This window comes from Peribacillus sp. RS7, assembly GCF_041956845.1.
Classification (GTDB): Bacteria; Bacillota; Bacilli; order Bacillales; family DSM-1321; genus Peribacillus.
Genome location: NZ_CP168135.1, coordinates 674,326 through 699,249, shown reverse-complemented (window position 1 = coordinate 699,249; position 24,924 = coordinate 674,326). Strand labels below are relative to the sequence as shown.

32 protein-coding genes and 2 riboswitches are annotated in these 24,924 nt (G+C 40.5%); of the genes, 12 read left to right on the top strand and 20 right to left on the bottom strand.

Going from position 1 to position 24,924, the window contains the following annotated elements:
* Positions 1 to 63 precede the first annotated feature (63 nt).
* The 6 genes from ACDZ29_RS03590 to ACDZ29_RS03565 all read right to left on the bottom strand — a co-directional run bounded on the left by ACDZ29_RS03590 (position 64) and on the right by ACDZ29_RS03565 (position 7,780).
* On the bottom strand, positions 64 to 1,647 hold the full coding sequence (locus ACDZ29_RS03590; protein WP_375089915.1) for a gamma-glutamyltransferase family protein: 1,584 nt from the start codon (positions 1,645 to 1,647) through the stop codon (positions 64 to 66).
* 74 nt (positions 1,648 to 1,721) lie between these two features.
* Positions 1,722 to 2,996: a CapA family protein gene (locus ACDZ29_RS03585; protein ID WP_375089913.1), complete on the bottom strand. Its 1,275-nt coding sequence runs from the start codon at positions 2,994 to 2,996 to the stop codon at positions 1,722 to 1,724.
* A 10-nt stretch (positions 2,997 to 3,006) separates the two neighbouring features.
* Entirely contained in the window at positions 3,007 to 3,456 is a 450-nt protein-coding gene (gene pgsC / locus ACDZ29_RS03580) for a poly-gamma-glutamate biosynthesis protein PgsC (protein ID WP_063232582.1), read from the bottom strand.
* 15 nt (positions 3,457 to 3,471) lie between these two features.
* On the bottom strand, positions 3,472 to 4,653 hold the full coding sequence (gene pgsB, locus ACDZ29_RS03575) for a poly-gamma-glutamate synthase PgsB (RefSeq protein ID WP_289315245.1): 1,182 nt from the start codon (positions 4,651 to 4,653) through the stop codon (positions 3,472 to 3,474).
* 769 nt (positions 4,654 to 5,422) lie between these two features.
* The gene (locus tag ACDZ29_RS03570) at positions 5,423 to 5,635 is read right to left on the bottom strand and encodes a hypothetical protein (RefSeq protein WP_289326124.1); all 213 of its coding nucleotides are present in this window, start codon (positions 5,633 to 5,635) and stop codon (positions 5,423 to 5,425) included.
* Between the two features lie 465 nt (positions 5,636 to 6,100).
* On the bottom strand, positions 6,101 to 7,780 hold the full coding sequence (locus tag ACDZ29_RS03565) for a methyl-accepting chemotaxis protein (RefSeq protein WP_375089911.1): 1,680 nt from the start codon (positions 7,778 to 7,780) through the stop codon (positions 6,101 to 6,103).
* A gap of 186 nt (positions 7,781 to 7,966) precedes the next feature.
* Positions 7,967 to 8,009: riboswitch (PreQ1 riboswitch) on the top strand.
* Between the two features lie 55 nt (positions 8,010 to 8,064).
* Here ACDZ29_RS03565 and queC point away from each other — a divergent pair.
* Genes queC through queE form a run of 3 tightly spaced genes read left to right on the top strand, consistent with a single transcriptional unit; the run spans position 8,065 to position 9,921 of the window.
* Positions 8,065 to 8,730 (top strand): 7-cyano-7-deazaguanine synthase QueC, encoded by a 666-nt coding sequence (queC, locus tag ACDZ29_RS03560; protein ID WP_289315248.1) that lies wholly within the window; start codon positions 8,065 to 8,067, stop codon positions 8,728 to 8,730.
* A complete protein-coding gene (gene queD, locus ACDZ29_RS03555) occupies positions 8,730 to 9,200 on the top strand; it encodes a 6-carboxytetrahydropterin synthase QueD (protein ID WP_289326120.1) in 471 nt (156 codons plus the stop codon). Before queC ends, queD begins: the two co-directional genes overlap by 1 nt.
* Positions 9,193 to 9,921 carry a 7-carboxy-7-deazaguanine synthase QueE gene (queE, locus tag ACDZ29_RS03550; RefSeq protein ID WP_289326119.1) on the top strand — a complete coding sequence of 243 codons (729 nt, stop codon included), beginning with the start codon at positions 9,193 to 9,195 and terminating at the stop codon, positions 9,919 to 9,921. The genes queD and queE overlap by 8 nt, the downstream gene beginning before the upstream one ends.
* Before the next feature lie 63 nt (positions 9,922 to 9,984).
* Here the strand turns inward: queE and ACDZ29_RS03545 are convergent, their stop codons facing one another.
* Together ACDZ29_RS03545 and ACDZ29_RS03540 are read right to left on the bottom strand one after the other, a co-directional pair.
* Positions 9,985 to 10,332, bottom strand: a complete 348-nt coding sequence (locus ACDZ29_RS03545; protein ID WP_370016125.1) for a DUF4260 domain-containing protein — start codon at positions 10,330 to 10,332, stop codon at positions 9,985 to 9,987.
* Between the two features lie 53 nt (positions 10,333 to 10,385).
* Positions 10,386 to 10,955 carry a TetR/AcrR family transcriptional regulator gene (locus ACDZ29_RS03540; protein WP_289326118.1) on the bottom strand — a complete coding sequence of 190 codons (570 nt, stop codon included), beginning with the start codon at positions 10,953 to 10,955 and terminating at the stop codon, positions 10,386 to 10,388.
* A gap of 354 nt (positions 10,956 to 11,309) precedes the next feature.
* Here ACDZ29_RS03540 and ACDZ29_RS03535 point away from each other — a divergent pair, with 354 nt between their 5' ends.
* Together ACDZ29_RS03535 and ACDZ29_RS03530 are read left to right on the top strand one after the other, a co-directional pair.
* Complete coding sequence (locus tag ACDZ29_RS03535) at positions 11,310 to 11,597, top strand: hypothetical protein (RefSeq protein WP_375089910.1); 288 nt, start codon at positions 11,310 to 11,312, stop codon at positions 11,595 to 11,597.
* 46 nt (positions 11,598 to 11,643) lie between these two features.
* Positions 11,644 to 12,615, top strand: coding sequence for an HD domain-containing protein (locus ACDZ29_RS03530; RefSeq protein WP_375089909.1), 972 nt, complete (start codon positions 11,644 to 11,646; stop codon positions 12,613 to 12,615).
* A 205-nt stretch (positions 12,616 to 12,820) separates the two neighbouring features.
* Here the strand turns inward: ACDZ29_RS03530 and ACDZ29_RS03525 are convergent, their stop codons facing one another.
* From ACDZ29_RS03525 to ACDZ29_RS03515, 3 genes are all read right to left on the bottom strand, one after another.
* Complete coding sequence (locus tag ACDZ29_RS03525; RefSeq protein WP_375089907.1) at positions 12,821 to 13,261, bottom strand: SRPBCC family protein; 441 nt, start codon at positions 13,259 to 13,261, stop codon at positions 12,821 to 12,823.
* 62 nt (positions 13,262 to 13,323) lie between these two features.
* Positions 13,324 to 13,875 carry an SRPBCC family protein gene (locus ACDZ29_RS03520; RefSeq protein WP_375089906.1) on the bottom strand — a complete coding sequence of 184 codons (552 nt, stop codon included), beginning with the start codon at positions 13,873 to 13,875 and terminating at the stop codon, positions 13,324 to 13,326.
* An 86-nt stretch (positions 13,876 to 13,961) separates the two neighbouring features.
* Positions 13,962 to 14,126: a hypothetical protein gene (locus ACDZ29_RS03515; RefSeq protein ID WP_375089905.1), complete on the bottom strand. Its 165-nt coding sequence runs from the start codon at positions 14,124 to 14,126 to the stop codon at positions 13,962 to 13,964.
* 129 nt (positions 14,127 to 14,255) lie between these two features.
* Here ACDZ29_RS03515 and ACDZ29_RS03510 point away from each other — a divergent pair, with 129 nt between their 5' ends.
* Entirely contained in the window at positions 14,256 to 14,798 is a 543-nt protein-coding gene (locus ACDZ29_RS03510) for a VUT family protein (RefSeq protein ID WP_370016119.1), read from the top strand.
* Between the two features lie 21 nt (positions 14,799 to 14,819).
* Entirely contained in the window at positions 14,820 to 14,963 is a 144-nt protein-coding gene (locus ACDZ29_RS03505; RefSeq protein ID WP_375089904.1) for a hypothetical protein, read from the top strand.
* Positions 14,964 to 15,015: 52 nt separating this feature from the next.
* Here ACDZ29_RS03505 and ACDZ29_RS03500 read toward each other — a convergent pair whose 3' ends face one another.
* From ACDZ29_RS03500 to ACDZ29_RS03480, 5 genes are all read right to left on the bottom strand, one after another.
* A complete protein-coding gene (locus ACDZ29_RS03500) occupies positions 15,016 to 15,165 on the bottom strand; it encodes a hypothetical protein (RefSeq protein ID WP_375089903.1) in 150 nt (49 codons plus the stop codon).
* 56 nt (positions 15,166 to 15,221) lie between these two features.
* The gene (locus ACDZ29_RS03495) at positions 15,222 to 15,371 is read right to left on the bottom strand and encodes a hypothetical protein (protein ID WP_375089902.1); all 150 of its coding nucleotides are present in this window, start codon (positions 15,369 to 15,371) and stop codon (positions 15,222 to 15,224) included.
* A gap of 56 nt (positions 15,372 to 15,427) precedes the next feature.
* The gene (locus tag ACDZ29_RS03490) at positions 15,428 to 15,556 is read right to left on the bottom strand and encodes a hypothetical protein (RefSeq protein ID WP_375089901.1); all 129 of its coding nucleotides are present in this window, start codon (positions 15,554 to 15,556) and stop codon (positions 15,428 to 15,430) included.
* A gap of 119 nt (positions 15,557 to 15,675) precedes the next feature.
* On the bottom strand, positions 15,676 to 15,936 hold the full coding sequence (locus ACDZ29_RS03485) for a hypothetical protein (protein WP_375089900.1): 261 nt from the start codon (positions 15,934 to 15,936) through the stop codon (positions 15,676 to 15,678).
* Between the two features lie 41 nt (positions 15,937 to 15,977).
* Positions 15,978 to 16,298: a PadR family transcriptional regulator gene (locus ACDZ29_RS03480; RefSeq protein ID WP_289315262.1), complete on the bottom strand. Its 321-nt coding sequence runs from the start codon at positions 16,296 to 16,298 to the stop codon at positions 15,978 to 15,980.
* Positions 16,299 to 16,606: 308 nt separating this feature from the next.
* On the opposite strand from ACDZ29_RS03480, the gene ACDZ29_RS03475 reads away from it, so the two are divergent.
* A complete protein-coding gene (locus ACDZ29_RS03475) occupies positions 16,607 to 17,353 on the top strand; it encodes an alpha/beta hydrolase (protein ID WP_375089898.1) in 747 nt (248 codons plus the stop codon).
* Positions 17,354 to 17,512: 159 nt separating this feature from the next.
* On the opposite strand, the gene ACDZ29_RS03470 is transcribed toward ACDZ29_RS03475, so the two are convergent.
* Positions 17,513 to 18,217: a DUF421 domain-containing protein gene (locus ACDZ29_RS03470; protein WP_375089897.1), complete on the bottom strand. Its 705-nt coding sequence runs from the start codon at positions 18,215 to 18,217 to the stop codon at positions 17,513 to 17,515.
* Between the two features lie 157 nt (positions 18,218 to 18,374).
* Between ACDZ29_RS03470 and ACDZ29_RS03465 the strand changes: the two genes are divergently transcribed.
* Together ACDZ29_RS03465 and ACDZ29_RS03460 are read left to right on the top strand one after the other, a co-directional pair.
* Positions 18,375 to 18,518: a hypothetical protein gene (locus ACDZ29_RS03465; RefSeq protein ID WP_375089896.1), complete on the top strand. Its 144-nt coding sequence runs from the start codon at positions 18,375 to 18,377 to the stop codon at positions 18,516 to 18,518.
* A 113-nt stretch (positions 18,519 to 18,631) separates the two neighbouring features.
* Positions 18,632 to 18,735, top strand: a riboswitch (purine riboswitch).
* Positions 18,736 to 18,910: 175 nt separating this feature from the next.
* Positions 18,911 to 20,104 (top strand): nucleoside transporter C-terminal domain-containing protein, encoded by a 1,194-nt coding sequence (locus tag ACDZ29_RS03460; protein WP_101223498.1) that lies wholly within the window; start codon positions 18,911 to 18,913, stop codon positions 20,102 to 20,104.
* A gap of 63 nt (positions 20,105 to 20,167) precedes the next feature.
* Here the strand turns inward: ACDZ29_RS03460 and ACDZ29_RS03455 are convergent, their stop codons facing one another.
* From ACDZ29_RS03455 to ACDZ29_RS03445, 3 genes are all read right to left on the bottom strand, one after another.
* Positions 20,168 to 21,316 carry a CAP domain-containing protein gene (locus ACDZ29_RS03455; protein ID WP_375089895.1) on the bottom strand — a complete coding sequence of 383 codons (1,149 nt, stop codon included), beginning with the start codon at positions 21,314 to 21,316 and terminating at the stop codon, positions 20,168 to 20,170.
* Positions 21,317 to 21,346: 30 nt separating this feature from the next.
* Complete coding sequence (locus tag ACDZ29_RS03450; protein ID WP_375089893.1) at positions 21,347 to 21,658, bottom strand: hypothetical protein; 312 nt, start codon at positions 21,656 to 21,658, stop codon at positions 21,347 to 21,349.
* Positions 21,659 to 22,014: 356 nt separating this feature from the next.
* Positions 22,015 to 22,386 (bottom strand): helix-turn-helix domain-containing protein, encoded by a 372-nt coding sequence (locus ACDZ29_RS03445; protein WP_063232600.1) that lies wholly within the window; start codon positions 22,384 to 22,386, stop codon positions 22,015 to 22,017.
* A gap of 188 nt (positions 22,387 to 22,574) precedes the next feature.
* On the opposite strand from ACDZ29_RS03445, the gene ACDZ29_RS03440 reads away from it, so the two are divergent.
* Together ACDZ29_RS03440 and ACDZ29_RS03435 are read left to right on the top strand one after the other, a co-directional pair.
* Positions 22,575 to 23,780 (top strand): MFS transporter, encoded by a 1,206-nt coding sequence (locus ACDZ29_RS03440; RefSeq protein ID WP_375089891.1) that lies wholly within the window; start codon positions 22,575 to 22,577, stop codon positions 23,778 to 23,780.
* A gap of 193 nt (positions 23,781 to 23,973) precedes the next feature.
* A complete protein-coding gene (locus ACDZ29_RS03435; protein ID WP_289315267.1) occupies positions 23,974 to 24,816 on the top strand; it encodes an aldo/keto reductase in 843 nt (280 codons plus the stop codon).
* Positions 24,817 to 24,924: the final 108 nt, after the last annotated feature.

The window sequence follows — 24,924 nt, the reverse complement described above, 5'->3', positions numbered from 1 at the left end:
AATCCCCTTATACATCGATAAAATTCATATGATATTTAGAAAAGGAGGGGCTGGATTGCACTTTTATTGCTGAGCTTTCCAGCCTCCATTTCTTCTTTTATCCCCAGCTCCGGATAATCGTCCATTTTTCTCGTTTTTAACGAGAACTTGAACCCCGCCATAATACATGGGGGAAATCTTCTGGATGACTTCATATCCTGAATCTTCCAAGTTGGATATCATTTCATCCGAAAGCCTGGATTCCGTATAAATCTTCTTTCCATCAAAGACGAACCGATTACGGTCGACGATATCCTGAAATGAGCCTTCATTCTCTGTATAAGAATAAAGGACCTGCATCAATATTTGCGGAATCCTATCACCGCCTGGTGAGCCGATCCCAATCGATTCCTGCCCTGGTTTCTTGAGAATGGTTGGTGCCGTGAACGTTCTAGACCGTTTATAGGCCTCTTGGGAATTCAAGTCGGACCCAAAATTTTTCAATTGATCGTTAAGGAAAAATCCATTCGTATAATCACCAGATCCGAAAAAGTTACTGAGCGTATTTGTTGTGGAAACGACAGTGCCATACTTGTCCATGATCACAAAGTGTGTCGTACTCTCATGTTCTTCGGAGCCATTCGATTCTTTATCTTCCCATTTTTCACTTTTGATCTTACTTTTAAGATTATCCAAGTGAATGGGGGAGAGCAATTTTTCCGCCTTAGAGTGACTTATTCCATCTCCAATGTGGTCGGACCGATCTTGATAAGCAGTATCTGTGATGCCTCCCAAGACTTTCATATAAGCTGATTTGCTTGAAGAATCACCTAGGTTCATTTCCTCGGCTAGTTTTAACATTTCAAGAACTGTGATTCCTGAAAAGGGTGGAGGGGCGGTAAAAACATCATAACCGGCAAATGTTCCTTGGACCGGCTTATGTTCTTTAACCTCATAGCGCTTTAAATCCATCAAGTCGATATCTGATTCTCTTTTAATATCTCGCGCAATTTCCCCTTTATAAAAACCATCAGGACCATCCTTTTGAATCTGCTTCAATGTTTCAGCAAGTCTTTCTTGGACGAGGGTTTTGCCTGGTTCAATGGCATCACCATCAGGATAAAAAGGTGAAGTCGCATCGGAAGATATCCTTGGCTGAGCTGCTTCTAAGCGTGATGATAACGATTCGTCGACTTCAAATCCGCCTTCAGCCAACTCTATCGCTGGCTGAAGAAGATCTGCCATTGGTACGCTCCCATACTTATCACTTATAACCTGCATGCCGGCCACTAAGCCTGGAATCCCTGTATCGTGTCTTGAACTCGGGTCTTCTGGAGAGGATTCACGATAATCGATAAAATTGGGATCGCCCGATTCCGGGGCAATCAGCATACCGCCGCCGCCACCCACGCCAGATCCATAAGGTTCAACTACACCTAATACATAAGATACGGCAATGGCAGCATCCGCCGCCGTTCCGCCGTTTTCCAATATATCCATCCCGACATCTATTGCGATTGGGTTTGAAGAACTGACCCCATATGATTGAGCGTTTTTACTATCTATCGGTTCATTCGTGTCAGAAATAGGGGGTGTCTTCGAACATCCAGCAATATATATGAGCATGCTAAGGGATATAATCACTTTTCTCGTCATACGGTTAATCATCGGTTGATCCCCCTTTTCGTTGAGTTTCTAAGTTGTGTGTCTTTTTTCTTCACGTAGTAGTAACAAAGCGTTCTTTACTGAATGGGTTGTATGTCCTGTTGTTTAACTTGTGCTGCTTTTTTCTCTTGTACAGCTTTCTTTTCCATTGCTGCTTTCGCTGCTTTTTCTTCTTGCTCACGTTGTGCCTTATGGTCGATTATCTTCTTGTGATCCAAGGTAATCTCGATGCGATCCTCTTTTTTCGACCATTGGGCTTTTTCACTCGTTTCCTTCGTCAACTGACGGTAAACACGTGATTTGTCGATTGAAGAGGTAGCTGGTCTTGGTGTGGCTTCTTCAATTTGCAGTGGAACGACATCGATTGTAGCTTTGCCGTCTTCCGCTAAATGGTATTGAACCATGGCTGAATCCTTTGTCCGTGTCCAGCCTTGATCGAATATGAAGTTTCCTAAGCTATAGAAAATGATTCCATCTTTATAAACATCAAACGATTGAAGTACATGGGGGTGATGGCCGATGATGATGTCAGCCCCCGCATCTATGATAGCTTTAGCCAAGTCTTTTTGCCGGGTGGTTGTAGATGTTGAATACTCTTGCCCCCAGTGCATATTCACGACAACCAAGTCTGCGTTGCCTTGCTTGGCATCACTTGCTTTTCCGATCATTTCAAATAATAAATCAGGGTTGGAGTTCAATAGGCCGGCTTGATTATGTTTTGGCACGGCATCCTTACCGTAAACATCTGTGAAGCCAAGTGTTGCGACACGAACGCCATTAACATCCGCATAGTCGATGCTAGCTTTAGCTTCCTCAGTGTTCGACCCAACACCGACATAGTGCATGCCCGCATTTTTGAATTCATCAATCGTGTCAAGGAGTCCCTGTTCTTCAAAGTCCTTCATATGGTTATTGGCCAAAGTCATCACAGAGAAGCCAGCATCTTTAACGGCTTGCACACCACTAGTATTGGAGTTTAAATGGATGGGCGTATCAGCTTCCTTGTAGTTGGCTGCCTCTTCTTTTAAAGCTGGGTGTTCATAATTCCCACTGACATAGTCTGAATCGGAAAAATAGGGCTTCATATAACGGAAAAGGTATTCATATCCGTACTTTTCCGTCACTTCTTCAACATTACGCCCCATCATTACATCACCGACCATGGTCATCGTCAATGGTTGCTCGGATTTTGAAGCGGTTGTTTTCACTTCCTCAGCCCGTCCCATCCAAGTGGTAATGACTAAAGCGATCAGTAATATAGGTAGTATGATTCCAGTGTATTTAAGATTCTTTTTCTTCGTACGTTTAATAAAGATAAGTGTTTTTTCTTTTGCATTTAAAGTCCGTTTCATTTTTTGCACCTCAGAATAGGTAGTACACGTTCATTAATCCGAAAGTCAAGCCGGATAATAAAAGCGTGCTGCCAAGTGTCAATGGCATTCCTTGTCTTTGAATGGTATTCGCTATCAAACCGGGAACGATTATACCGATTCCCCGAAACTCGAATATTTCAAATGGCATGACGGGGTAGACGAAGTCCAATAGGAGTTTCAAGCAAATCCCTGTCACCATCATGGCTGCGAATTTTCTTCTTCCATATAAAATCACCCATCTTGAAAGGCCGTGAGTGACGATTAAATAAGTTACGACACTAATGATCAGGATGGTCAGCATGATTTCCCATTGATCAAATACTAATGCCAAATAACCTGGCACAATAAGTCCTGCGGGTACGACACCCGTTTTTTCTGAAAATATAAGGCTAAGCGTTACTCCCAGCACTAGGGCTACATATAAATCCGATCCAAACATTAAGGTTCCTCCTACTTAACTCGCTTTTTGCTTTGTTTTAGATTTCATGAATGCTTCAATTAATGGTTCCGCTGCACCGTGAATATTCCCGACACCGTAGACGATTCGATTTTTCATCAATGGGCGGAGACGTGCCACGATTTCTTCAGTTGACCAGTTTTCTAAATCCCAATATTCTTTTGTATCCAATTTACCTTGCTCGAATGCTTTTGTGATCGGTGAAGTGGTTTCACCAATGGCAATGACGATTTCAGATTTTATGTAAGGCAATACATCTCTTGCAAACTGCTCTGTACGGTCCACACGGTCGGCACGGCAGTTCATGATGACGATAGGAGGTTCTGTGCTGTATCCGAACGTATTGACGCGTTCCCAGATGTTCAGCGTCGATGATGCGTCATTTGCAGCAAACCCATTGACAAAGAAAGTTGGCTGGATGGAATCCCCGAATTTGGTGATCCTCATGGCACCTGGATCGGGATGCGCATTTAACATGCCGCGAAAAGCTGTTTTCTCATCGATGCCCAAAGCTTCTGCAACGGCCAACGCCAGTGAAGCGTTATCCGGAAATACCATATAGTCGAATTCGCGTAAGAATTCTTCCGAAATTCTTGAATTATCAGCAACGATCACTTTAGAGTTGCGTTCTTTAGCAATTTGCTTGAAAAAGTCCAAATATTCACTTTCGATGGTTATTAAGTGACCGTTATAGGGTATGGTAGCAGTGAAAGCTTCTGCAACCTCATCCAAGGTCGGTCCCATGACATCCATATGGTCTTCCAATACATTCACGATGACCCCAATGTTTGCTTGGATCATTTTATTTTGGAAGATTAGTTGATAGTCAGGCTGAACGGCCATACATTCACAAACCAGTGCTTCCGTGCCTAAATCGGCAACTTCTTTAACTACACGCCTTTGTTCTCCAATGTTGGGTCCTTCTGGGCGGCGTTTAATCGGTTTTTCTTTGTCGGTAAACCAATAGATCATTCTTGCTGATGTTCCGGTTGTTTTACCTACAGTTTTGTACTTAGCTTCCTGGATCACCCCTGTAATTAGACGCGTTACAGTTGATTTCCCTCGAATTCCATTCACATTCACACGTACCGGGATGGAGTCGAGACGCTTCTGATGGCGTTTTTGTTCGAATATGCCATAGCCAAGCAAAAAGATCGCACAAATAAATATTGGTGCCATTTTTTAACCTCTCTTTTTTTAAATATTTGATTTACTGAATACACACTACATGATTTTAAACTTAATAGGCAATAGTCAATTATTCTATTGTAATATAGTTAATGTCAGCTTTTTCAAATAAATGTATATAGAAGTGTAATAGTATCTAAAGGGATAAAATGCTTTATGAGTACAAAGAAATGGCTAAAAAACACGTAAACCTTGGAATATTTACACTAAAATATGGAAAGTGTAATAAAAGCCCATTTTGAACAGCATCAAAATAGTTTCATGAGCATTTGAGCCCAATTCATTTTGGCTATATTTATATAATTAATTGTTTTTAAAAGTGAGGTTTATTACAGAATGATAATTGTTTATACCCATTTATTTGACCTAAATGTAACAATATTTATGCATCTGTCATTCAATGTAAGATATTGCACCTATCGACTCAATTAGTTGGACTCTTTTGAATATGGACAAAGATGAGTAAAAGAACACATCTCTTTTTTTGTTATTTTTTGGTTTTTTCATTGGAAAATACCCATGGGCCTATAAAGTGATCTTTTCCTTAAACATGAAATAAACTAAAGTTCATCCAATTTTTTTAAAAAATACCTAGTTTCTTCTATTGATATAGTGTTAATAGAAGAATGAAAAATAAAAAAAGCTCAGATGTATATCTGAGCTTTCGGCTTATATATTTTAAATGAATCCGAATGGGTTATAATCCCCGTTTGTGGGCTAGGAGCTACAACATTAGTGGCTGATTATGGAAGGGAACTGTTTAACTGGATTTCTTTCTGTCGGAAATCTCAAGGTTGGAGCCTTTTTTACCGCCATCAATTACATAAAATCTAGGAGCTAATCTCCTTTTTCCTTGATTTTCAGGATTCATCTTCATATAATTTTCGTATTCTTTGCGAAAGAATTCTTCGGTTTCCCGTTCCATTGCTTTTCTTTCGTTAAAATCTGCGATGAATTTGAAAAAACGTTTCATATGAATTCCTCCTTATGGGGTTAAAAGGTCTTAGTTTAATAGTAACATATCGTTGGTGAAGTTTAACCTTTTTTTCAATTTTGTAGAAAAAGTTATGATTTTGTGTGAATAAAGTTGTGAATGGTGTGGTTTGAATGAAAGTAAGCAATGGATAGGTACCCGTGCATTGTGTTGAAATGAACTGTCCGGATCAAGTGAATCCGTGTACCGGGATTTGCGGTAAGCAGGTATTGGAAATGATGATTATTTCAGTTAAATTATTCCTATAATAATATTTATTATACACTAAATATTCTGAAAACAAACGAAAATATTCACATCTAACCACTTTTGATTGATTTGTCTTTTGATGAATCATTAATGTGTATAGTGTTTTATTCCCCGAATATACGAAAACGAAACAATTCACATCATGGAGGGAAAATAAGCAATTTCCCGTATTCAAGTGACGGGAAATTGCTAGTATCATAATTTGAATTTCTTAACCTGTTCAGTCAGCAGTTCAGCTGACGATGCAAGTTCACTGGCATGATTAGTGATTTCATCCATTGAAGAGCTGGATTGTTGGGCGGAGGCGGAGACTTGTTCGATTCCTGCCGCGGACTCTTCGGAAACGGCTGCGATATCTTCGATAGCCTGATTGATTTTTTTACTATTAGTAGAGATATATTTCAATTCATCTGTAATATGCTGTATTTTCATGCCTATATTCCCGACAGAGTGATTGATTGTTTCAAAGGTTCGTCCAGTGAGCGTAATCTGTTTCGTGCCTTCATCCACTTGTGTATAACCATCTTCCAGGGAGTGGACGACCGTTTTTGAACCTGTTTGTATAGCGGAGACAATATCGGTGATGTCCCCAACCGAGTGTGTGACCTCTTCAGCGAGTTTACGCACTTCAGCTGCGACGACGGCAAAGCCCTTGCCATGTTCACCTGCGCGTGCAGCTTCTATGGCCGCATTCAGCGCCAATAGATTGGTTTGATTGGATATATCCTTGATGACCAGCACAAGCTGCGAGATTTCCTGTGATTGAGAATCGAGTCCTTTCACTTGCTCGACGGCATTTTTGACAATCCCATCTATAATCTCCATTTGTTGGACTGAACTGCGCATTAAAGTGGTGCCCTCCTTAGTCAAGGAAAGGATCTCGGTTGAACTTTGAGATACTTCCACTCCTTCAAGATGGGCCTCCACGATCTTGCCTGTGAAATCATCCATCATGCGAACCATTTCAGCTGCCCGGTTGGCTTGTGACTCCGAACCTTCCGAAAGTTCGTACATGGTAGTCGCTATCTGCCTGCTGCCCTGTTGGACTTCATTTGCCGATTGAGTCAGATCCTCGCTTTGGCTGGAAACGGATTCGGATACAACCAGCATTTTTTCGATCGTATCACGAAGGTTTTTCTGCATTTGGTTGGCGGATACCGTTAATTCGCCTATTTCATCCTTGGACTTTTGCTCCAAGGGCTCATGATTCAGCTGCCCATCAGCTATCATTCTCATTCTGTCCCTGATTTTAAGGAGGGGGGTGGTAATGAGGTTGGCAGTCACAAGCGCGAGCAGAAGGCCGATAATGACAGCCGCAATCGAGATGATGATACTTGTCGTCTTGACCGATTTCCCGCTTGCGATCACGCTTTCCCCTGAAGCGACAATCAATTCCTCACGTTCCAAAGTCAGCTCCTTGAGCCCTTCCGTCACTTCATCGCCGACCGGTGCCACTTCATTTTTGAGTATTTCTTTAGCGCGTTCTTCATTTCCTTTATCATATTGAGTAAATACCCGGTCTACAATCATCGTCCTCCAATCCACGCTTTTCTCGATCAATTCCTTCGCTTTATCAGAATCGCTTATGGCCAAAAGATCCTCCTGGATGGCCTTGCTATCCTCTGTATATTGTAAAAACCTTTCTTTATAACTCTCGTCGCCATATAAAATATAGGCTCTTGCTAGTGCGGTTCTTTGTGCTAAATTATAAAGTAGCTTTTCGTCTTGGATAAGAAGTGGAAGTTCCTCATCAATGATATCCTGAGACTGTTTAAGTGACTTGTTGCTGCTATAAATATTGAATGCTCCTAAGATGATACATAAAGATATGATGAGTGAAAATGCCACCAATATCTTTCCTTTAATGCTTTTCAAATTAATGGTCCCCTTTATCGATATTTTATTCACTCTTTTTTATCGGATGGATAATGGGATATTTAAGCAGAAGAGGAGATGACCAAGGTTTCCATTAGGTCTAATTTTCAATAAATATAAACATCTTGATTTCTTTTTGTTTTCAAGTTACTATTGAATTGGAAAAATATTATATTCCGCGTTAAGGCGGAAGAGGTTCTAGCTACCCTCTCAAAAAAACTAAGGAGAAACAGTGCTCTATTCTTAGGGTGCTGTTTTTTTCCGTAAAAAGGAGTTTTATAGAAATGAAGAAGAAAGAAAAGGCAGTGGTTGTGTTTAGCGGAGGGCAGGATAGTACGACGTGCCTGTTCTGGGCGATGGAGAGATATGAGGAAGTGGAAGCGGTAACGTTTGATTATAATCAGCGGCACAGCCTGGAAATCGAATGCGCTCAAAAGATTGCCAATGAATTGGGCGTGAACCATCATATTCTTGACATGTCGCTGCTGAACCAACTGGCACCGAATGCGTTGACAAGAAGTGATATTGCAGTGGAGGACGGAGAAGACGGGGAATTGCCGTCGACGTTCGTGCCAGGGAGGAATTTGCTGTTCCTTTCGTTTGCCGGAGTGTTGGCCAGTCAGATTGGCGCTAAACACATTGTCACCGGTGTCTGTGAAACGGATTTCAGCGGATATCCGGACTGCCGTGATGTATTCATTAAATCGTTGAACGTGACCTTGAACTTGTCGATGGACCAGTCATTCGTGATTGATACGCCGCTTATGTGGCTTAATAAAGAGGAAACATGGGAGCTTGCGGATCAGCTCGGAGCGTTCGACTTTGTTCGCGAAAAGACCCTGACATGCTATAACGGAATCATATCCGATGGCTGTGGAGATTGCCCCGCATGTAAGTTGCGGAAAAAAGGACTGGATGACTATGTAAGCAGACGGAAGGTGCTTTCATGATGTACGGTTTTACTATAGTGGATAAACTCCAAAAAATAGATGAAGATATTCAGCGCAGCCAATTGAAATATACCACCAAGAGGGTTCTGGTCAGTAAGGAGTTCACCTTTGACGCAGCGCACCACCTACATGACTATGAAGGAAAATGCAAGAACTTGCATGGCCACACGTATAAGGTCATTTTCGGATTGAGCGGGTATACGGATTCACGTGGTTTGATGATAGATTTCGGGGACATCAAGGATATATGGAAAAATGAAATCGAAGTCCACCTTGATCATCGTTATTTGAATGAAACCTTGCCACTCATGAATACAACGGCTGAAAATATGGTTGTCTGGATTTATGAAAAAATGGCCGAAGCCCTTTCATTAAAAGATTATGAGGGTGCTAGAGTCGAATTTGTCCGACTATACGAAACGCCGACAAGTTATGCTGAAGCCAGACGGGAGTGGATGGAAAGTGAGTAAACTCCCAGTTATGGAAATCTTCGGACCGACCATCCAAGGTGAGGGAATGGTCATTGGCCAAAAAACCATGTTCGTTCGGACGGCAGGCTGCGATTATTCCTGTGCCTGGTGTGATTCCGCATTTACTTGGGATGGCACCGGTAAGGAAGATACCGTCCAAATGACTGCCGAAGAAATATGGGATGAGCTGAAGCGAATTGGGGGTTCCGGCTTTTCGTTCGTGACGATATCAGGCGGAAACCCGGCACTGCTGAAAAACCTAAATGGCTTGGTAGAAATCTTACATGAAAATAAAATGAAAATAGGTGTGGAAACACAAGGGAGCCGATGGCAGGATTGGTTTCTTGATATTGATGAACTGACCATTTCACCTAAGCCGCCGAGCTCAAGAATGAACACGGACTTTACGGTACTTGACCGAATCATATCGAACCTTGCCAATCGAAACCCTGAAAACCATGTCTCATTGAAAGTAGTCGTCTTTAACGAAGAAGATTACCAGTATGCCAAAAGTGTGCATGGCCGTTACCCGGATATTCCGTTTTATCTGCAGGTCGGCAATGATGACAGCACGACGGCTGATGATAATCAATTGATCAGCGGTCTTTTGAAGAAATACGAAGAGTTAATAGATAAAGTGATAGCCGATGATGATTTGAATGATGTGAAAGTGCTGCCCCAGCTGCATACCTATATATGGGGTAACAAGCGAGGCGTGTAAAGAAAAGAGAGCAGGAGGCAGTGTGATGTGTAATCACACTGCCTTTTACATGTGGAAAGCTTCCTATACCTTTTGAAGGTGTGTAGCTTTGAAGGATGATGTGTATTTAAGGCCATATCCAAATAAGCGGTCCATTCCAATATGTGCGGTCCAAATTAAACCAATCATCATACATGCATCCGACTTTAGAAAAACGGCTAGCAAAATCATGAAAATCGGCACGGTATAAGTGTGGAAAAAGTTATAAACTTTTGCTCCAACTCGTTCATCGATCGAATAGGCCAACATGGAAACATCAGGCGACAAAATCAATAAAAGGAAAATCCACCAGCTGAATTCAAATAACGAATAGACGTAAATCATCGCTAAAAGGACCATGAGTCCTTCGATATGAAGGAATTTCTTTACCATTTAAAAGCCTCCTGAAATTCAATTAACCATTGGTCAATGAAATTCATGAAAAATTAAATAATGTTCTTGATGATATTTTTTACGTGAAAATCAGCTAAACCTTTTACATCCGGATAAGATAGATCAGAATTAATATAAAACGTTATGAATCCGTGAAGAGACAGGAAAATGGACCATATGGATGCAGGATTCAGTTTGTTGTCGGTAAGGTCTGTCAAGGACTGGATTAGCTTTTCGTAGGTCTTATTGGAATCGATTTGAAGTAAATGCTGAATTTCTTTTTCCTTGGATAAAAACATGATGGAATAATGATTCTGTTGGGTTAAACCGAACTCTATGAAGCACAATAAAATCTTCTCCATTTTTCGGGAAGGGTCATTTTCCGACATGATGATATCATCGATTAAAGTATTTAAAACGGAAAAATCCGTTTTAACCAAACTATAAAATATTTCTGCCTTATTTTTAAAGTGATAATAAATGGCTCCATGGCTGCAATCCAATGATTTAGCCAATTGTCTCATTGAGACGTTCGAATACCCTTCGGTGGCAAAAAGATGTCTAGCTTCATTCAATACCATTTCCCTGGATAATTCTTTACCTGCCGATTTCCTTGGCGACATTATAGCACCCTCCTTATTTATTGAACACTGGTTAATTAGGATGATATCGTACTGATTTTCAAATGTCAAATATTAGACATTCTTCTGAATAAATGTTTTTCTAGTGGGGACTTTTCCATTGGAAGCGACCGAAAGGAACACTTGCTGTCTTACGGTTCAAGGGGAGGATAAAGTTGCAAAGGCAGCAGTGGGCGAAGATGCAGAATCCATTTCCAGTTCCCCTAACCAGAAATTTGAATGTCCTTGTAACTGAAAAAGGGAACCCGCTATATATGAGCTTGTCTTATTTTTTAACCAGTTATATCCTTTTGTGGTAGTATAAGGTTATACAGATAGCTTGGAAGGGATGAATAAATGAAAAAGAAATTCGGTATTTTGTCTTCAATTATCATAGTCTTGACTGCTTTTTTTTTATTCACTAAACCTTATAAAAATAAAACAAAACCTGTAGAAGACATTTTTGAAGTGTATCCGACAGATCAGGTAATAAAAACAAATGAAATGATATTCATAGAGGGTATTGATGAGGTCAATCCAGGGAATATCGATTTGAATGATGAAGAGGAGTTAGAAAAATTGGCAAGGAAGCAATATGAGCAAAATGAAAAGGGAGAAATAATTTTCACAGAAGAAAATCAGTGAAATCACCTGCCTGTAATGAGTAAACTAATGGGGGAGGTGGCAGTTATTGATAGTTTCGGATAGTATCTATGGGAAACACATTGTAGAGGGAGTTCTCGAAGAGCTGATAGTAAGCAAACCGCTCCAAAGATTGAAGGGGATACATCAAGGAGGGGCAAGTTATTTAGTTAATGAGAAGTGGGACGCCACACGGTTTGACCATTCAATAGGTGTGATGCTTTTAATAAAATCGCTTGGTGGGTCATTGGAGGAACAAATCGCGGGCTTGCTGCATGACGTATCCCACACTGCATTCTCACATGTAATTGATTTCGTTCTGGATTGTAAGGATGAAGATTATCATGAAAAAATATATGAACATGTCATTATGGAATCCGAAATCCCCTCAATACTGAAGAGGTATGGATATGAATGTGAAGATATTTTTCAATCAAGATGGGAATTGCTTGAACAGCCAGCACCTGAGTTATGCGCCGATCGGGTAGATTATACTCTCCGGGATATGTATCAATACGGACATATCACACTGGAATCCGTTCATGACTTTCTACACCATGTAACCATAATTAATGGAAGGATGTATTTGGATAATATTGAATCGGCAGAATGGTTTGTAGAAACGTATTACAGCGAAGTTATTGATTTTTTCATGGACCCTCTTAATATATATGGCTATGATATCTTGGCAAAGACCTTAAAATTGGCTTTGGCTAACAACCTGATCAGCCTTGATGACTTACTAGGTACAGATGAAGAAGTCATGTCCTTATTAAGCTCTACTGAAGACCATGAAGTGCAAAATCTGATAAAACGGATCCATGGAAACGTAAAGCTGAAAGAAGATCAATTGGACTACGATATTCATCTGAAAAATAAAGTGCGGCTCATTGATCCTTCCGTTATTCAAGGAACCCATTTAGTAAGAGCTTCCAATTTATCGGAAAAAGTCCAGGACATGGGGGTTAAAGCCCATAAAAGAGCTTCGAAGGGAATGTATCTAAAAGTGATATCCGATTAAATCTCGGTCAAACCATACGGAAAGTGAAAAACTCAAGGGTGACATCCATCCTTGAGTTTTTTCTCCGTTTAATACGGAAAAATCAAGAAAATTATATCGTCTAACCAAGACTTGTAAGCCTTCTTTTTTTGAACTTCGAAGAAAAAGCCTTTATTTAGTTGGGCACGCCCAACTGCCATTGATTCTTACCAGCACCCTTTAATAACTAAAAAACTATTGATGCTCTCAAATTATTAACGCCATTTTCTAAATAACCCTTTAAACAGGTTAATGTATATACCCAACCTTCTTTTTGTCCTATCATTTTGTTTATTATTTCAGGGTCATCTTCATTCAAACCGGATTCGTTTACTTCAATAATTGTACTCGTATTATCCAACTCTTTAAGTGTGATGGTAACAACCGTTTCTTGATCATTTCCTCCCCACGTAAACACGATTTTCCTATTCTTCTCGACTTCTAAAACATGGATTACCACTTCAGCATCGTATTCGTCATATCTCAATGTAGGCGTCCGGCCTTGTTCCCATCTTTCCGAACTCGATGAGAACCAAAAATTCCCGATTTTTTCAGGGTTCACTATGGCTTCAAACACCTCATTAATTGGCTTGACTATTTTAAATTTCGTAGTTATTTGAGTATCCATACTGAATCAACTCTCTTTCAATGTGTTTTTATCGTTCTCCACTAACAACTGATTTTCCCGATCTACATAATTGGCGGCAAGGTCCGTCCGGTTTCAAGCAAGCTCTTCAGGTTACTTAGAATGGCAGGCCATCCATTATTTAGGCCTTTAAAGGTATTGTCATCGTATACGAAATCTGTCTCCAATAGCTCCTCATGCTTTAGCGTTAACTTCACGGTTGAACCATCCATTGGCTGTAGTTCAAAGGTGACCCGTGTAGGATGGTCGCGAGGGGTTTCGTCTCCTGCCATGTTCCATGTAAACGAGAGCAGGTGCAACGGCTCACACTTATGTACAATACCATGATCAGTAACCCGCCCATCTTGCAGCAAATATTCAACGGTTGAGCCTTCTTGCCAATCAGACTGGACTTGGCATCCGAAATGATACTTTTTCGTGAATTCACCACTCGTCAGGGCTTCCCAAAGCTTCTCTGGCGTGGTTGCGATATAAATAGGATAGACAAACGTCGTTTTTTTCATTATTCTTTTTCCTCCTCGCGTTGATACTTTTGTCATTACTCTTAAGACCGTGGCCAAATGAGTTTCTTCTTTTACAAGGAAAGACCGTAACATAACTCTATCAATGATTGTCCGCTTTTCATATACAGCTGGTCAAGCAGTTTTCTGCGACAAGAATCGGCAAAAGTCCTAAAGTGATATCAAAGTGGGATGTTCGTATTAATTTCACTACGTACAAAGCTTTGGAAAAATGGATATTGACTTAACGATTCGGCAAATGAAAACCTTGGTTTCGCACCATTCCCAGCGACTAAATCGAAATCACGAAGCAACATGGAAACTTCTTGATTTCCAATCGTTTTCAAGCTACGATAATTAAGGAAAATGATAATCCGCTCGGGCGGAAGAGGTTCTAGCTACCCTCTCAAAAAAACTAAGGGGAACGGTGCTCTTTCTTAGGGTGCTGTTTTTTCTGTATAAGGAGAATGTAAGAAATGTTAAGAATTCTATTGTATTTAGTATCCATCGTCACGGCGAATGTGGTTACGGCAGCTTTTGAGCCATTGCACTTTGGTATGTTCATCATTCCTATGGGTACATTGCTCATCGGGGGAACCTTCATCTTTCGAGATCTGGTCCAAAATAAGTTCGGCCGCGCGAAAACCTATATGTGCATCATTACCGCACTGATTTTATCTGCATGTGTATCATTTTTATTAGGAGATACATTATTGATTGTATTTGCTTCCGCATTATCTTTCGTGGTGGCAGAAACAGCGGATACTGAAATTTATACCCGGTTAAAGCTCCCGATGAGTTGGAGGGTGTTTTACAGCGGGATCGTTGGAGGATTTTTCGATTCAGTGATATTTGTCGTGATTGGCCTAAGTCCACTGGGTGCCAATATATTGCCATGGGAAGCTGTACCCGCTGCGGTTATCGGCCAAATCATCGTTAAAACAGTCATTCAGTCAATCGGTGCCACATTGTTGGGCCGAATCAACGTAAGGCTGGAGAAGCGAGTAGTCTCCGGTTGAATGCTAGGAGGGATGCATTCGATGGATGGAACCAAAAAGGAAGAAGACAAATGCTATTGCCTCGAGGCCTTTCGTGAAAAATATGGCCCGCATGTTCAAGGGGATTGTATGAAGCTCTCCTGCGCCAATTATCGGAAGCATAAAGGAATAGAAAAAAGGACCTAATTAGGTCCTTTTTTTGCGTCATCGGAGTAACTTACGAGTAAACGTGCAAAGTTCACGAGTAAAACAGCATGAATTCATGGGTGCAGTACGAACACGCGAGTAAATAGCATGAATTCACGAGTAAATGCTCCAAACTCACGAGTAAAACAGCAAAATTCACGAGTAAACGTGCGAAATTCGCGAGTAAACAGCACAAACCCAAGAGTGCAGCACGAATTCAAGAGTAAACCAGCGCGAACTCATGGGTGCAGTACGAACTCACGAGTAAACCAGCGCGAAATCATGAGTGCAGCACGAATTCACGAGTGAATAGCATGAATTCACGAGTAAATGCTCCAAACTCACGAGTAAACCGGCAAAATTCACGAGTAAATGTGCGAAATTCGCGAGTAAACAGCACAAACCCAAGAGTGCAGCACGAATTCAAGAGTTAAACAGCGCGAACTCATGGGTGCAGTACGAACTCACGAGTAAACCAGCGCGAAATCATGAGTGCAGCACGAATTCACGAGTAAATGCTCCAAACTCACGAGTAAACCGGCAAAATTCACGAGTAAATGTGCGAAATTCGCGAGTAAACAGCACAAACCCAAGAGTGCAGCACGAATTCACGAGTTAAACAGCGCGAACTCATGGGTGCAGTACGAACTCACGAGTAAATAGCATGAATTCACGAGTAAATGCTCCAAACTCACGAGTAAAACAGCAAAATTCACGAGTAAACGTGCGAAATTCGCGAGTAAACAGCACAAACCCAAGAGTGCAGCACGAATTCGCGAGTAAACAGCGCGAAATCATGAGTGCAGCACGAACTCACGAGTAAATAGCATGAATTCACGAGTAAATGCTCCAAACTCACGAGTAAAACAGCAAAATTCACGAGTAAACGTACGAAATTCGCGAGTAAACAGCACAAACCCAAGAGTGCAGCACGAATCTCGCGAGTAAACAGCAAAAAAAGCTTCTTCCACATTTCCAATAATGGGTGCGGGAAGCTTTTTATCTTGTTTTTGATCAGAATTGCTCTGCGCTTTTCCGAACTAACTTTTCCAGGGTGAAAAAGCATTTCCGTTTCCGTTCAAGTTCGGTTTGTCCAGTTTCCGTGACATGATAATATTTCCTGCGACTTGATTCGGACTCTTTCCAATGGCCTTCTATGAATTCCTTTTTTTCCAACCGTTTAAGGGCGGGGTAGAGGGTGCCTTCACTGATTTCGTATTTGCCCATGCTCATTTCTCTCAAGATCTTTGTGATTTCATAGCCATATAGCTTTTTTTGTGAAAGAAGTGAAAGCAAAAGGAGGTCAATGCTTCCCTTCATTAGTTCTTTATCCAAATAAAATCGCCTCCTTTTCATTTTAAAAGTGTAATACTTTGTGCATCGTAACACAAGGTGCATTTTACTTTTCTTAAAAAAAATGGTTAAATGACGATTGCTAAATAAAATCAATCATAGTAAAATGTGCTTCGGAACGGATGAGTTGTAAAGCGTGTGGTAAGGATATTATATACATGATTTAATTGTTTTAATGAAAATACGGAATAGGATAGAAGAAATCCCACTCAAGGGGTATTAATTGATTTTTTTTTGAAAATCATTTAGATTCTATTTATCAACAAGAGCAGAAAGAAGGTCCTAGAAAGATGAAAGTGAAAGCACCTGAATCATTCACATACAGAGGTGGAAATAGAGCTGTTCTTTTACTTCACGGGTTTACCGGAAGTACAGGAGATATGAAGAAATTAGGGAAATACCTGCATGATCGCGACTATACTTGTCACGGGCCTCTTTATAGAGGACACGGAGTATCAGCCGAGGAACTTGCTAAAACAGGTCCAAAGGAATGGTGGGAAGATGTAGTCAATGGCTATAAATTCCTTAAAGAGGAAGGTTACGAGGAAATTGCTGTTATTGGAATTTCTTTAGGAGGATTGTTCTCATTGAAAGTGGGAATTGAACTTCCTGTAAAAGGCGTAGTTTCAATGTGTGCCCCGACACAAGGAAAGAGTAGCGATCGACAAAAAAACCGCTTGCTCAATTATGCACAGGCCTATAAGAAGTTTGAAGGCAAAGATGCTGACCAAATTGCTGCAGAAGTGAAGCTGTTGGAAGAAGACCCGATGACTTCACTGAAAGATGTGGTGAATGTAATAAATGAGACGGGTGAAAATTTAGATCTGATCACATCACCAACTCTTGTTTTACAAGGGCGCTTGGATGATCCTGACTATACGAATAGTGCTACAGCGATTTTCAATGAAGTCGATACGCAGCATAAACACTTGATATGGTATGAAAACTCTGGTCATATAATCACATTAGGTAAAGAACGTGAGCAGGTTTATGAGGATGTGTACAAGTTCTTAAATACTCTGAATTGGTCGGAGTAATATTTTCTTGAAGGTATGAATGTGATATTATCCCCTTTTAAGTTTGAAAGTGTAAAAGCCGACATTTTATATGTAGGTGTTACACTTCCATCTTGAGGGGATTTTATTTTGGGAAAATCGGGCTGCCATTAGGGTCTGATTATTGTAAGCTCCAAGTATTTATTTGTAGAAAAAGACCTTTACGTTATCGTTATTATCGATGGTTGCTAATAAAATATCGTTTACATCCGCATGGTATGTTATTTTGATTTTGTTTTTCAGCCATTCTTCGTCTTTACCGCCTCGATTTAATTCTTTAAAATCAATCTTCCCCTCTTTAATGATCGTTTTAGGAAAAGTGAAGGCATTTGTTGCTAGATGCATATCTGCTGGGGTTACCGCTTCATATTGTGGATCTAAAAACAATGAAATGGTACCACCCGGTTCCCATAGTGCGAGGGACACTTTTTGAATATCTTCGACTTTTTCTTTTCTTAATTCCGATAATAAAAAATCGATGGAGATTCGGGCCCTTGCTAAGCTTTTGTAAATGATTTGTCCATTTTCGATAAGTGGAAAGGGGGCGGAGTCAAAAAACCTTCGGAGTTTGCCCCACTTAAGACCCGTAAACACACTAATTATATATAAAATCACTAAAACAAAGGTCGTAATCATTGAGCCCTTCAAACCTAACTGTTCATCAGACAAAGGGTGGGCAAGAATGTTTCCAATAATTAATGCCATTATGAAATCAAGTAATCTTAACTGGGAAATGGACCGTTGCCCCATCAATTTAACCGAAAAAAGTAAGAAGAAGAAGGATATAATGGCTCTCAAAATCCATTGAATTGCAGTAAGAGTTTCCTGGCTATTATAAAAATCCACCCGAAATTCACGTCCTTATTTCCTTATAATAAATGAGATGTATTATTTAGTATGAAGCATTGAATCAAGGATTATCACAACTTGGGAAGTTTAGTTGTGTTTGTTGCTTATCCTTTGCCAAATTTGTGTAGCGGCATGACCCTTAGACAACAATGTCATGGAGGAAACTTTAAATCTTGAAGTGAACTCGGCTAAAACAGGTCTATTCTTGGATAGCAACATCGCTATCATGCAGGTGTTTTTTATTGTGGATGGGTGGGACACGCCACTTCATAAGTATTACCCAACTTGGGCCCTCTGAGACTTTCCCTTTCATTTCCTAATTGTTTTCAAAAAATTTATATTAATATAACAATTGTAAAACGTATTGTAATTGAAAATAAACTGCTTTAAAATGATATCTTTCCTAGAGAAATTTATTTTAAAAAATATCCTTGTATAGTATCAGTGACAATGGTCTGATAGTTTCTACCTGGCAGCCGTAATAATGCCGGACTACAAGGAAGTATGAAAATAGAAGAGATGAACAGGTTTATGTTGGTTCAGTTAAAAAGTTTTATCCAGCATCTAGTGTTTCAATGAAGGCTCTTACTTTTTCACACTTTCTTCCTGCGGCTGAAAGTGTAAAAAGGTAAGGGCTTTTTTATATAAAGAAAATGAATGGGAAATGATATAACCAAAGGGGATGAAAGCATGTATTTCTTATTGAATATACTAGGTGTTTTAGTTGTAATGGGCATCGTTTACCTTTGTTCACCTAATAAAAGGAACGTTAAGTGGAAAGCCATTCTTACCTTGCTGGTTCTTGAATTGCTTATCACATGGTTCATGTTATCGACTAAAATAGGGGCGTGGGTCATTAATCTGATCGCTTCCTTCTTCACCTGGTTGATTGAATGTGCAAATGAAGGGATTTCTTTTGTCTTTCCTTCATTAATGGCAAATGAACAAGTGGATTTCTTTTTCAGCGCATTGATGCCAATTATTTTCATTATCACGTTTTTTGATGTTTTATCGTATTTCGGTATACTTACCTGGATCATTGACAAAGTGGGATGGCTCATCTCAAAAGTATCCGGTTTGCCAAAACTGGAGAGTTTCTTTTCGATTCAGATGATGTTCCTTGGGAATACCGAGGCACTTGCCGTTCTGCGCCTTCAACTTAGTGCGATTAAAGATCAGCGACTTTTGACATTTGGAATCATGAGCATGAGCAGCATCAGTGGTTCAATCATTGGAGCCTACTTATCAATGGTACCGGCAACCTATGTTTTTGTAGCCATACCCTTGAACTGCTTAAATGCCTTGCTGATTGCTAACATGCTAAATCCTGTCGATGTCAGTAAAGAAGAAGACGTCGTTTATGTACCTTCTAAAGAGGAACGTAAGGATTTCTTTTCCACCATTTCTAACAGTATGCTGGTTGGGGCCAAAATGGTCTTTGTCATCATGGCCATGGTTATCGGTTATGTGGCGTTAACGGCCAGCGTAAACGGCATTTTCGGTTTCTTTGTGGATGGCTTGACCATTCAAAAGATTTTCTCTGTCATTTTCAGTCCATTTGCATTCCTGCTTGGACTATCTGGACATGATGCCATGTACGTCGCTCAATTGATGGGAATCAAGCTTGCCACGAATGAGTTCGTTGCCTTGCTCGATTTAAAAGATAAAGTCAGTACACTGCCTCCGCATACAGTTGCTGTGGCTGTCACTTATCTGACGTCATTTGCCAACTTCAGTACAGTGGGCATGATTTATGGAACATTCAATTCCATCCTCAATGATGAGAAATCGAACATTATCGGAAGGAATGTTTGGAAACTGTTGGTTAGCGGGATGGCTGTTTCCTTGTTAAGTGCCATGGTCGTTGGATTATTCGTTTGGTGATATTTTATTAAAAACAAGAGAAAAAAAGCTGTGCAGGATTTCGCCATGCACAGCTTTTTTTGTTTATTTCCTTAAATAGTTCTCCGTATAATATGGTTTTTCTTCACCATCGAAGGCAACTCCGACACCGAGGGATTGAAAATCCTTCTGTAATTTGTTTTCCCGGTGTCCAATGGAATTCATCAGGCCTTCATGGGCAAAGATACTGCTATTTTGACCGGCAGCCAGGTTTTCCCCAGCCATTCGAAAATTGATTTTGTCATCTTCCATCCGGTCGAACGGGGATTCTCCTTCAAGGTTTGTATGGTTGAAGTATTGATTCACGGCCATATCTTTACTGTGATCCTGTGCAGTGACCTTCACTTGTTTATCCCATGAAAGCACGGAGAGATCATGATTGACCCGTGATGCATTGGTCAAATCGAATAATTGATATTCAAAGCCTTTCTTTAACCCGGGGCTGGCTTCTGCAAAATAGCTGCTCTTTTGCTTTTCAAGGTTTGCATCGATGATTTGGATCGATGTGACTGTATTTTTCTCATGTTTGTCGTAAAAAATGGTTACATAGCTCTTATCCATTTCAAACATATCGTATTCCCCATCGCTTCGAATCTGGTAATAGACGTTTCCTTTAAGCAATTTCGTAACAGGCTCCCCCAATTTCCCTGTCACACTATCTTTAGGGGTGCCGCGTTTAATCCCTTCTTTTGAGGAAATCAAATCTTGGTTCGTATATAAACCAACAACTTTATTGTTGGTATCGTAGGCAACCATGAAAAAGTTTTGATAATTTTCGTGATAGGCGAACCAGTCCACGCCATATTCATTCCGCGTATTCCGCTTTGCTTCACCAGCGAGTTTTTCTACGGCATCCTTCGTGTCGCCTATTTCAATATTCCGGACTGAAAAGGATGCATCAGCAGGTGCTTCCAGTGCTGGTTTTTTCACTTTTTCCGATTCCTGCGGTTCTTTTTCCGAAGCGGTATCCAATGTTTCCTTAAGCGAACTTATCAGGTTGCTGACTCCAGCATTCAGTTTTTCCAAGGCAGTTGAAACCTCGGGCCCGTTTATAAAGGTGCGAACATCGGATGCAAAGGAACCAACCCCCGCCTTGAATCCAGACTCCTGAATATCTTTACCATATCCATACCAAAATCCACCGAGTAGGAGTATAAGAACCACACTATTAAACAATTTCCGCAAATCGTTCACTCCTGCTCTATCTGGGATATAGAATCCCGATTATTGAAAGATCATTTGCAGCACACTTAAAACAGGTGGGGCACATAAAAAGAAGAGTGAACACATGATGAGTATTCGGGATGCCGTTTTTGGAAGCTTTTCCTTCCATTTTCCCGAATACCAGCCACTGAACTGAAGTTTATTTCTATACCAGATAAACAATAAAATGAGTATCGCTATCGAGCCTAGCCAGCCATACTGATTCATATTAACTCCTATGTTTATATATATGCCGTTTACAATGATCGAAATGATCGATCCGGCTATCCCGAATATTAATACGATGCGTATCAATTCTAATATGACTCTCATATGTCACTCCTTGGTTTCACCATTATACTCATTCGTCTACAAAATAAAAACTTTAAGTGATCAACACTTCCTGCTTGATCAGATAAAAGAGTTTGGATATCAAATGGTATTACATATTATACCAAAAAGTAAGAAAGGAATAAAACGGGTGACTCTTACTAAAGTGAAATTATATTTATATGCACACCAATTATATATTTGCATTTATGATAAATTAAGGCGGAATGCTTATGGATAACAAAACTCTTCTTATTTTCATACCTCTCGTAGTTAAATTAGTATAAACAAAAAAGATGATTGATGGTTCATCCAAAAAAAACGGAGTCCCTTTGTGGACGCCGTTTTTTTATTTTGAATTACTTCAATTGATCATTCAATACACTTTCCTCGAGAACGGAAAACTTATCACCATACACTCTGGTAATGTGATTTTCTCCCCACGTACATAGTGCGGATAGGATGCTTTCGAGGCTTTGTCCATACTCACTTAGTTCATATTCCACTTTTGGGGGGACTTGGTTATAAACGATCCGATTGATGACACCGTCCTGTTCCAACTCCCGCAATTGTTGGGTCAACATTTTTTGGGTGATGTTTGGCATTAGGCGCTTCAATTCACTAGTCCGCTTTTTTCCGTGGGTCAAATGGCAGAGGATTACGCATTTCCACTTCCCGCCCAGTACTTCCAGTGTCGCTTCAACGGATATATTGTACTTCTTTTTTTGCATGATTTGCATACTCTCCTTATTTTATAGGAACTTTAAGGTACCTATATTACTTTAAAGTACGTACTGTTTTTTATTTGTATTATATCTCATAATAACATTTGCACACCGAATTCCACTGTACCATTTATAAAAAAAGTTGCTTAGGCAATTTCAATGATAGTACAAAACAACAAGAAGGAGAAGAGGATATGATTTCAAATAAAAATAGAAGTACATGGGCATTGCTCGCTTTAGCGATCAGCGCCTTTGCGATTGGAACAACCGAGTTCATCAGCGTGGGATTATTACCGCTCATTTCTAAAGATTTACACATTACAGTCACGACGGCGGGGTTGACGGTATCTCTATACGCCTTGGGGGTCATGTTCGGGGCACCTATCCTTACATCCCTGACATCGAATATGTCGAGAAAGACCTTATTGCTTTGGATCATGGTCGTGTTCATTGCCGGAAATGCATTGGCGGCTTCTGCGACCACGATCAGTGTATTATTGATCGCACGTGTCATTTCAGCGCTTGCACATGGTATCTTCATGTCGATCGGCGCTACGATTGCGGCTGATTTGGTCCCTGAAAACCGCAGGGCGAGTGCCATCGCCATCATGTTCACAGGTCTAACGGTGGCAACGGTGACCGGAGTTCCGTTTGGAACCTTCATCGGGCAGCAATTCGGCTGGAGATTCGCTTTCATCATCATTGTGGCAATCGGCCTGATAGCCTTCATCGGGAATGGCATCCTTGTCCCATCCGATTTAAGAAAAGCTGCACGGACCACGTTACGTGACCAAATCAAATTGGTGACAAATGGCCGATTGCTTTTAGTATTCATCATTACAGCGTTAGGATACGGAGGTACATTCGTTGTCTTCACGTACCTGTCGCCATTACTTCAGGAAGTAACAGGGTTTAAAGAAGGAACTGTGGCCTTGATTTTGCTAGTATATGGAGTAGCCATAGCAATAGGGAATACTCTCGGCGGGAAATTGGCCAATCGCAATCCTATTAATGCCCTATTCTATATGTTTCTTATACAAGCCATTGTACTGGTGGTCTTGACCTTCACGGCACCGTTTAAGATAGCTGGTTTAATTACGATCATTTTAATGGGATTGTTTGCATTCATGAATGTTCCAGGGCTTCAAGTCTATGTCGTCATGTTAGCGGAGCGTTTCGTGCCGAGTGCAGTGGACGTGGCGTCAGCCATCAATATTGCCGCCTTCAATGCGGGAATCGCCATTGGTGCCTATTTAGGAGGGGTGATTACGGATTCGATCGGACTGATCCATACAGCGTGGATAGGTGGAGTCATGGTGTTTGCTGCAGTGATTTTAACAGGCTGGAGCCGGACCTTGGAAAGTAAAGACCGTACCAAGGGAACTGACAAAATAGCATAGGAATGAAGAAGTGATGCATGTTAGAAAAAGCATGTTCCATTTCTTGAAAAGCTTATAGAGTATCAAAACCCTAGTATCATTGCATCCCTTCAGCGAATGTGGAAGGTTCCTTGAAGGGATGTAATGATACTGATACTTAAGCGCATTACAATCTATAAAAACAATGAAGAAAAAATTTGGAGGTAGAGTGATAATGGTGAAACATTTACAAGATACAACAACGTTGCATAACGGCGTTAAAATGCCTTGGTTCGGATTGGGCGTATTTAAAGTGGAAGAAGGACCTGAGCTGGTAAATGCAGTTAAAGTGGCCATTAAACATGGTTATCGCAGCATCGATACGGCTGCGATTTATGAAAATGAAGAAGGGGTTGGACAAGGGATCCGTGAGGGATTGAAAGAAGCTGGAATCTCCAGGGAAGAATTATTCGTAACATCAAAAGTCTGGAATGCTGATTTGGGATATGAATCAACAATCGCGGCTTACGAAAAAAGCTTAAAGAAACTTGGCTTGGAGTACTTGGATTTATATCTTATCCATTGGCCAGTGGAAGGGAAATATAAAGAAGCTTGGAGAGCGTTGGAAACTCTTTATAAAGAAGGAAAAGTGAAAGCGATCGGTGTGAGCAATTTCCAGATTCACCATCTTGAAGATTTAATGAAAGATGCAGAAGTGAAGCCGATGGTCAATCAAGTAGAATGCCATCCGCGTTTAACTCAAAAAGAAGTTCAGGCGTTTTGTAAGGAACAAGGAATACAACTTGAAGCATGGTCTCCTTTGATGCAAGGTGAACTGCTGGATAATGAAGTATTACAAGCAATTGCGACCAACCATGGCAAGTCTGTTGCACAAGTCATTTTACGCTGGGATTTACAAAATGGGATTGTAACGATTCCAAAATCCACTAAAGAACATCGCATTGTAGAAAACTCATCTGTATTCGATTTTGAATTGACGGAAGAAGAAATGAACCAAATTGATGGATTGAATCAAAATCACCGTGTAGGTCCAGATCCTGATAATTTCGACTTTTAATCATGTAAGTAGGAGAGAGACGGGCCTATCCGTCTTTCTCCTTTTTTAATTGGATGTCGGCAACGAAGGGGATGGGCATGCAAAAAAGGCCTCAAATTGAATGGGGCA

Bases quoted from the DNA above. Each gene is read 5' to 3' on its own strand.
- ACDZ29_RS03585 (WP_375089913.1), bottom strand. From the start codon at position 2,996: ATGAAACGGACTTTAAATGCAAAAGAAAAAACACTTATCTTTATTAAA.
- queC (WP_289315248.1), top strand. From the start codon at position 8,065: ATGAAGAAGAAAGAAAAGGCAGTGGTTGTGTTTAGCGGAGGGCAGGAT.
- ACDZ29_RS03540 (WP_289326118.1), bottom strand. From the start codon at position 10,955: ATGTCGCCAAGGAAATCGGCAGGTAAAGAATTATCCAGGGAAATGGTA.
- ACDZ29_RS03475 (WP_375089898.1), top strand. From the start codon at position 16,607: ATGAAAGTGAAAGCACCTGAATCATTCACATACAGAGGTGGAAATAGA.
- ACDZ29_RS03465 (WP_375089896.1), top strand. From the start codon at position 18,375: ATGGAGGAAACTTTAAATCTTGAAGTGAACTCGGCTAAAACAGGTCTA.
- ACDZ29_RS03460 (WP_101223498.1), top strand. From the start codon at position 18,911: ATGTATTTCTTATTGAATATACTAGGTGTTTTAGTTGTAATGGGCATC.
- ACDZ29_RS03485 (WP_375089900.1), bottom strand. From the start codon at position 15,936: ATGTGGAAGAAGCTTTTTTTGCTGTTTACTCGCGAGATTCGTGCTGCA.
- ACDZ29_RS03435 (WP_289315267.1), top strand. From the start codon at position 23,974: ATGGTGAAACATTTACAAGATACAACAACGTTGCATAACGGCGTTAAA.
- ACDZ29_RS03520 (WP_375089906.1), bottom strand. From the start codon at position 13,875: ATGTTACGGTCTTTCCTTGTAAAAGAAGAAACTCATTTGGCCACGGTC.
- ACDZ29_RS03505 (WP_375089904.1), top strand. From the start codon at position 14,820: ATGGATGGAACCAAAAAGGAAGAAGACAAATGCTATTGCCTCGAGGCC.
- ACDZ29_RS03545 (WP_370016125.1), bottom strand. From the start codon at position 10,332: ATGGTAAAGAAATTCCTTCATATCGAAGGACTCATGGTCCTTTTAGCG.
- ACDZ29_RS03590 (WP_375089915.1), bottom strand. From the start codon at position 1,647: ATGATTAACCGTATGACGAGAAAAGTGATTATATCCCTTAGCATGCTC.
- queD (WP_289326120.1), top strand. From the start codon at position 8,730: ATGTACGGTTTTACTATAGTGGATAAACTCCAAAAAATAGATGAAGAT.
- ACDZ29_RS03570 (WP_289326124.1), bottom strand. From the start codon at position 5,635: ATGAAACGTTTTTTCAAATTCATCGCAGATTTTAACGAAAGAAAAGCA.
- ACDZ29_RS03450 (WP_375089893.1), bottom strand. From the start codon at position 21,658: ATGAGAGTCATATTAGAATTGATACGCATCGTATTAATATTCGGGATA.
- pgsC (WP_063232582.1), bottom strand. From the start codon at position 3,456: ATGTTTGGATCGGATTTATATGTAGCCCTAGTGCTGGGAGTAACGCTT.
- ACDZ29_RS03440 (WP_375089891.1), top strand. From the start codon at position 22,575: ATGATTTCAAATAAAAATAGAAGTACATGGGCATTGCTCGCTTTAGCG.
- ACDZ29_RS03510 (WP_370016119.1), top strand. From the start codon at position 14,256: ATGTTAAGAATTCTATTGTATTTAGTATCCATCGTCACGGCGAATGTG.
- ACDZ29_RS03445 (WP_063232600.1), bottom strand. From the start codon at position 22,386: ATGCAAAAAAAGAAGTACAATATATCCGTTGAAGCGACACTGGAAGTA.
- ACDZ29_RS03535 (WP_375089910.1), top strand. From the start codon at position 11,310: ATGAAAAAGAAATTCGGTATTTTGTCTTCAATTATCATAGTCTTGACT.
- ACDZ29_RS03525 (WP_375089907.1), bottom strand. From the start codon at position 13,261: ATGGATACTCAAATAACTACGAAATTTAAAATAGTCAAGCCAATTAAT.
- pgsB (WP_289315245.1), bottom strand. From the start codon at position 4,653: ATGGCACCAATATTTATTTGTGCGATCTTTTTGCTTGGCTATGGCATA.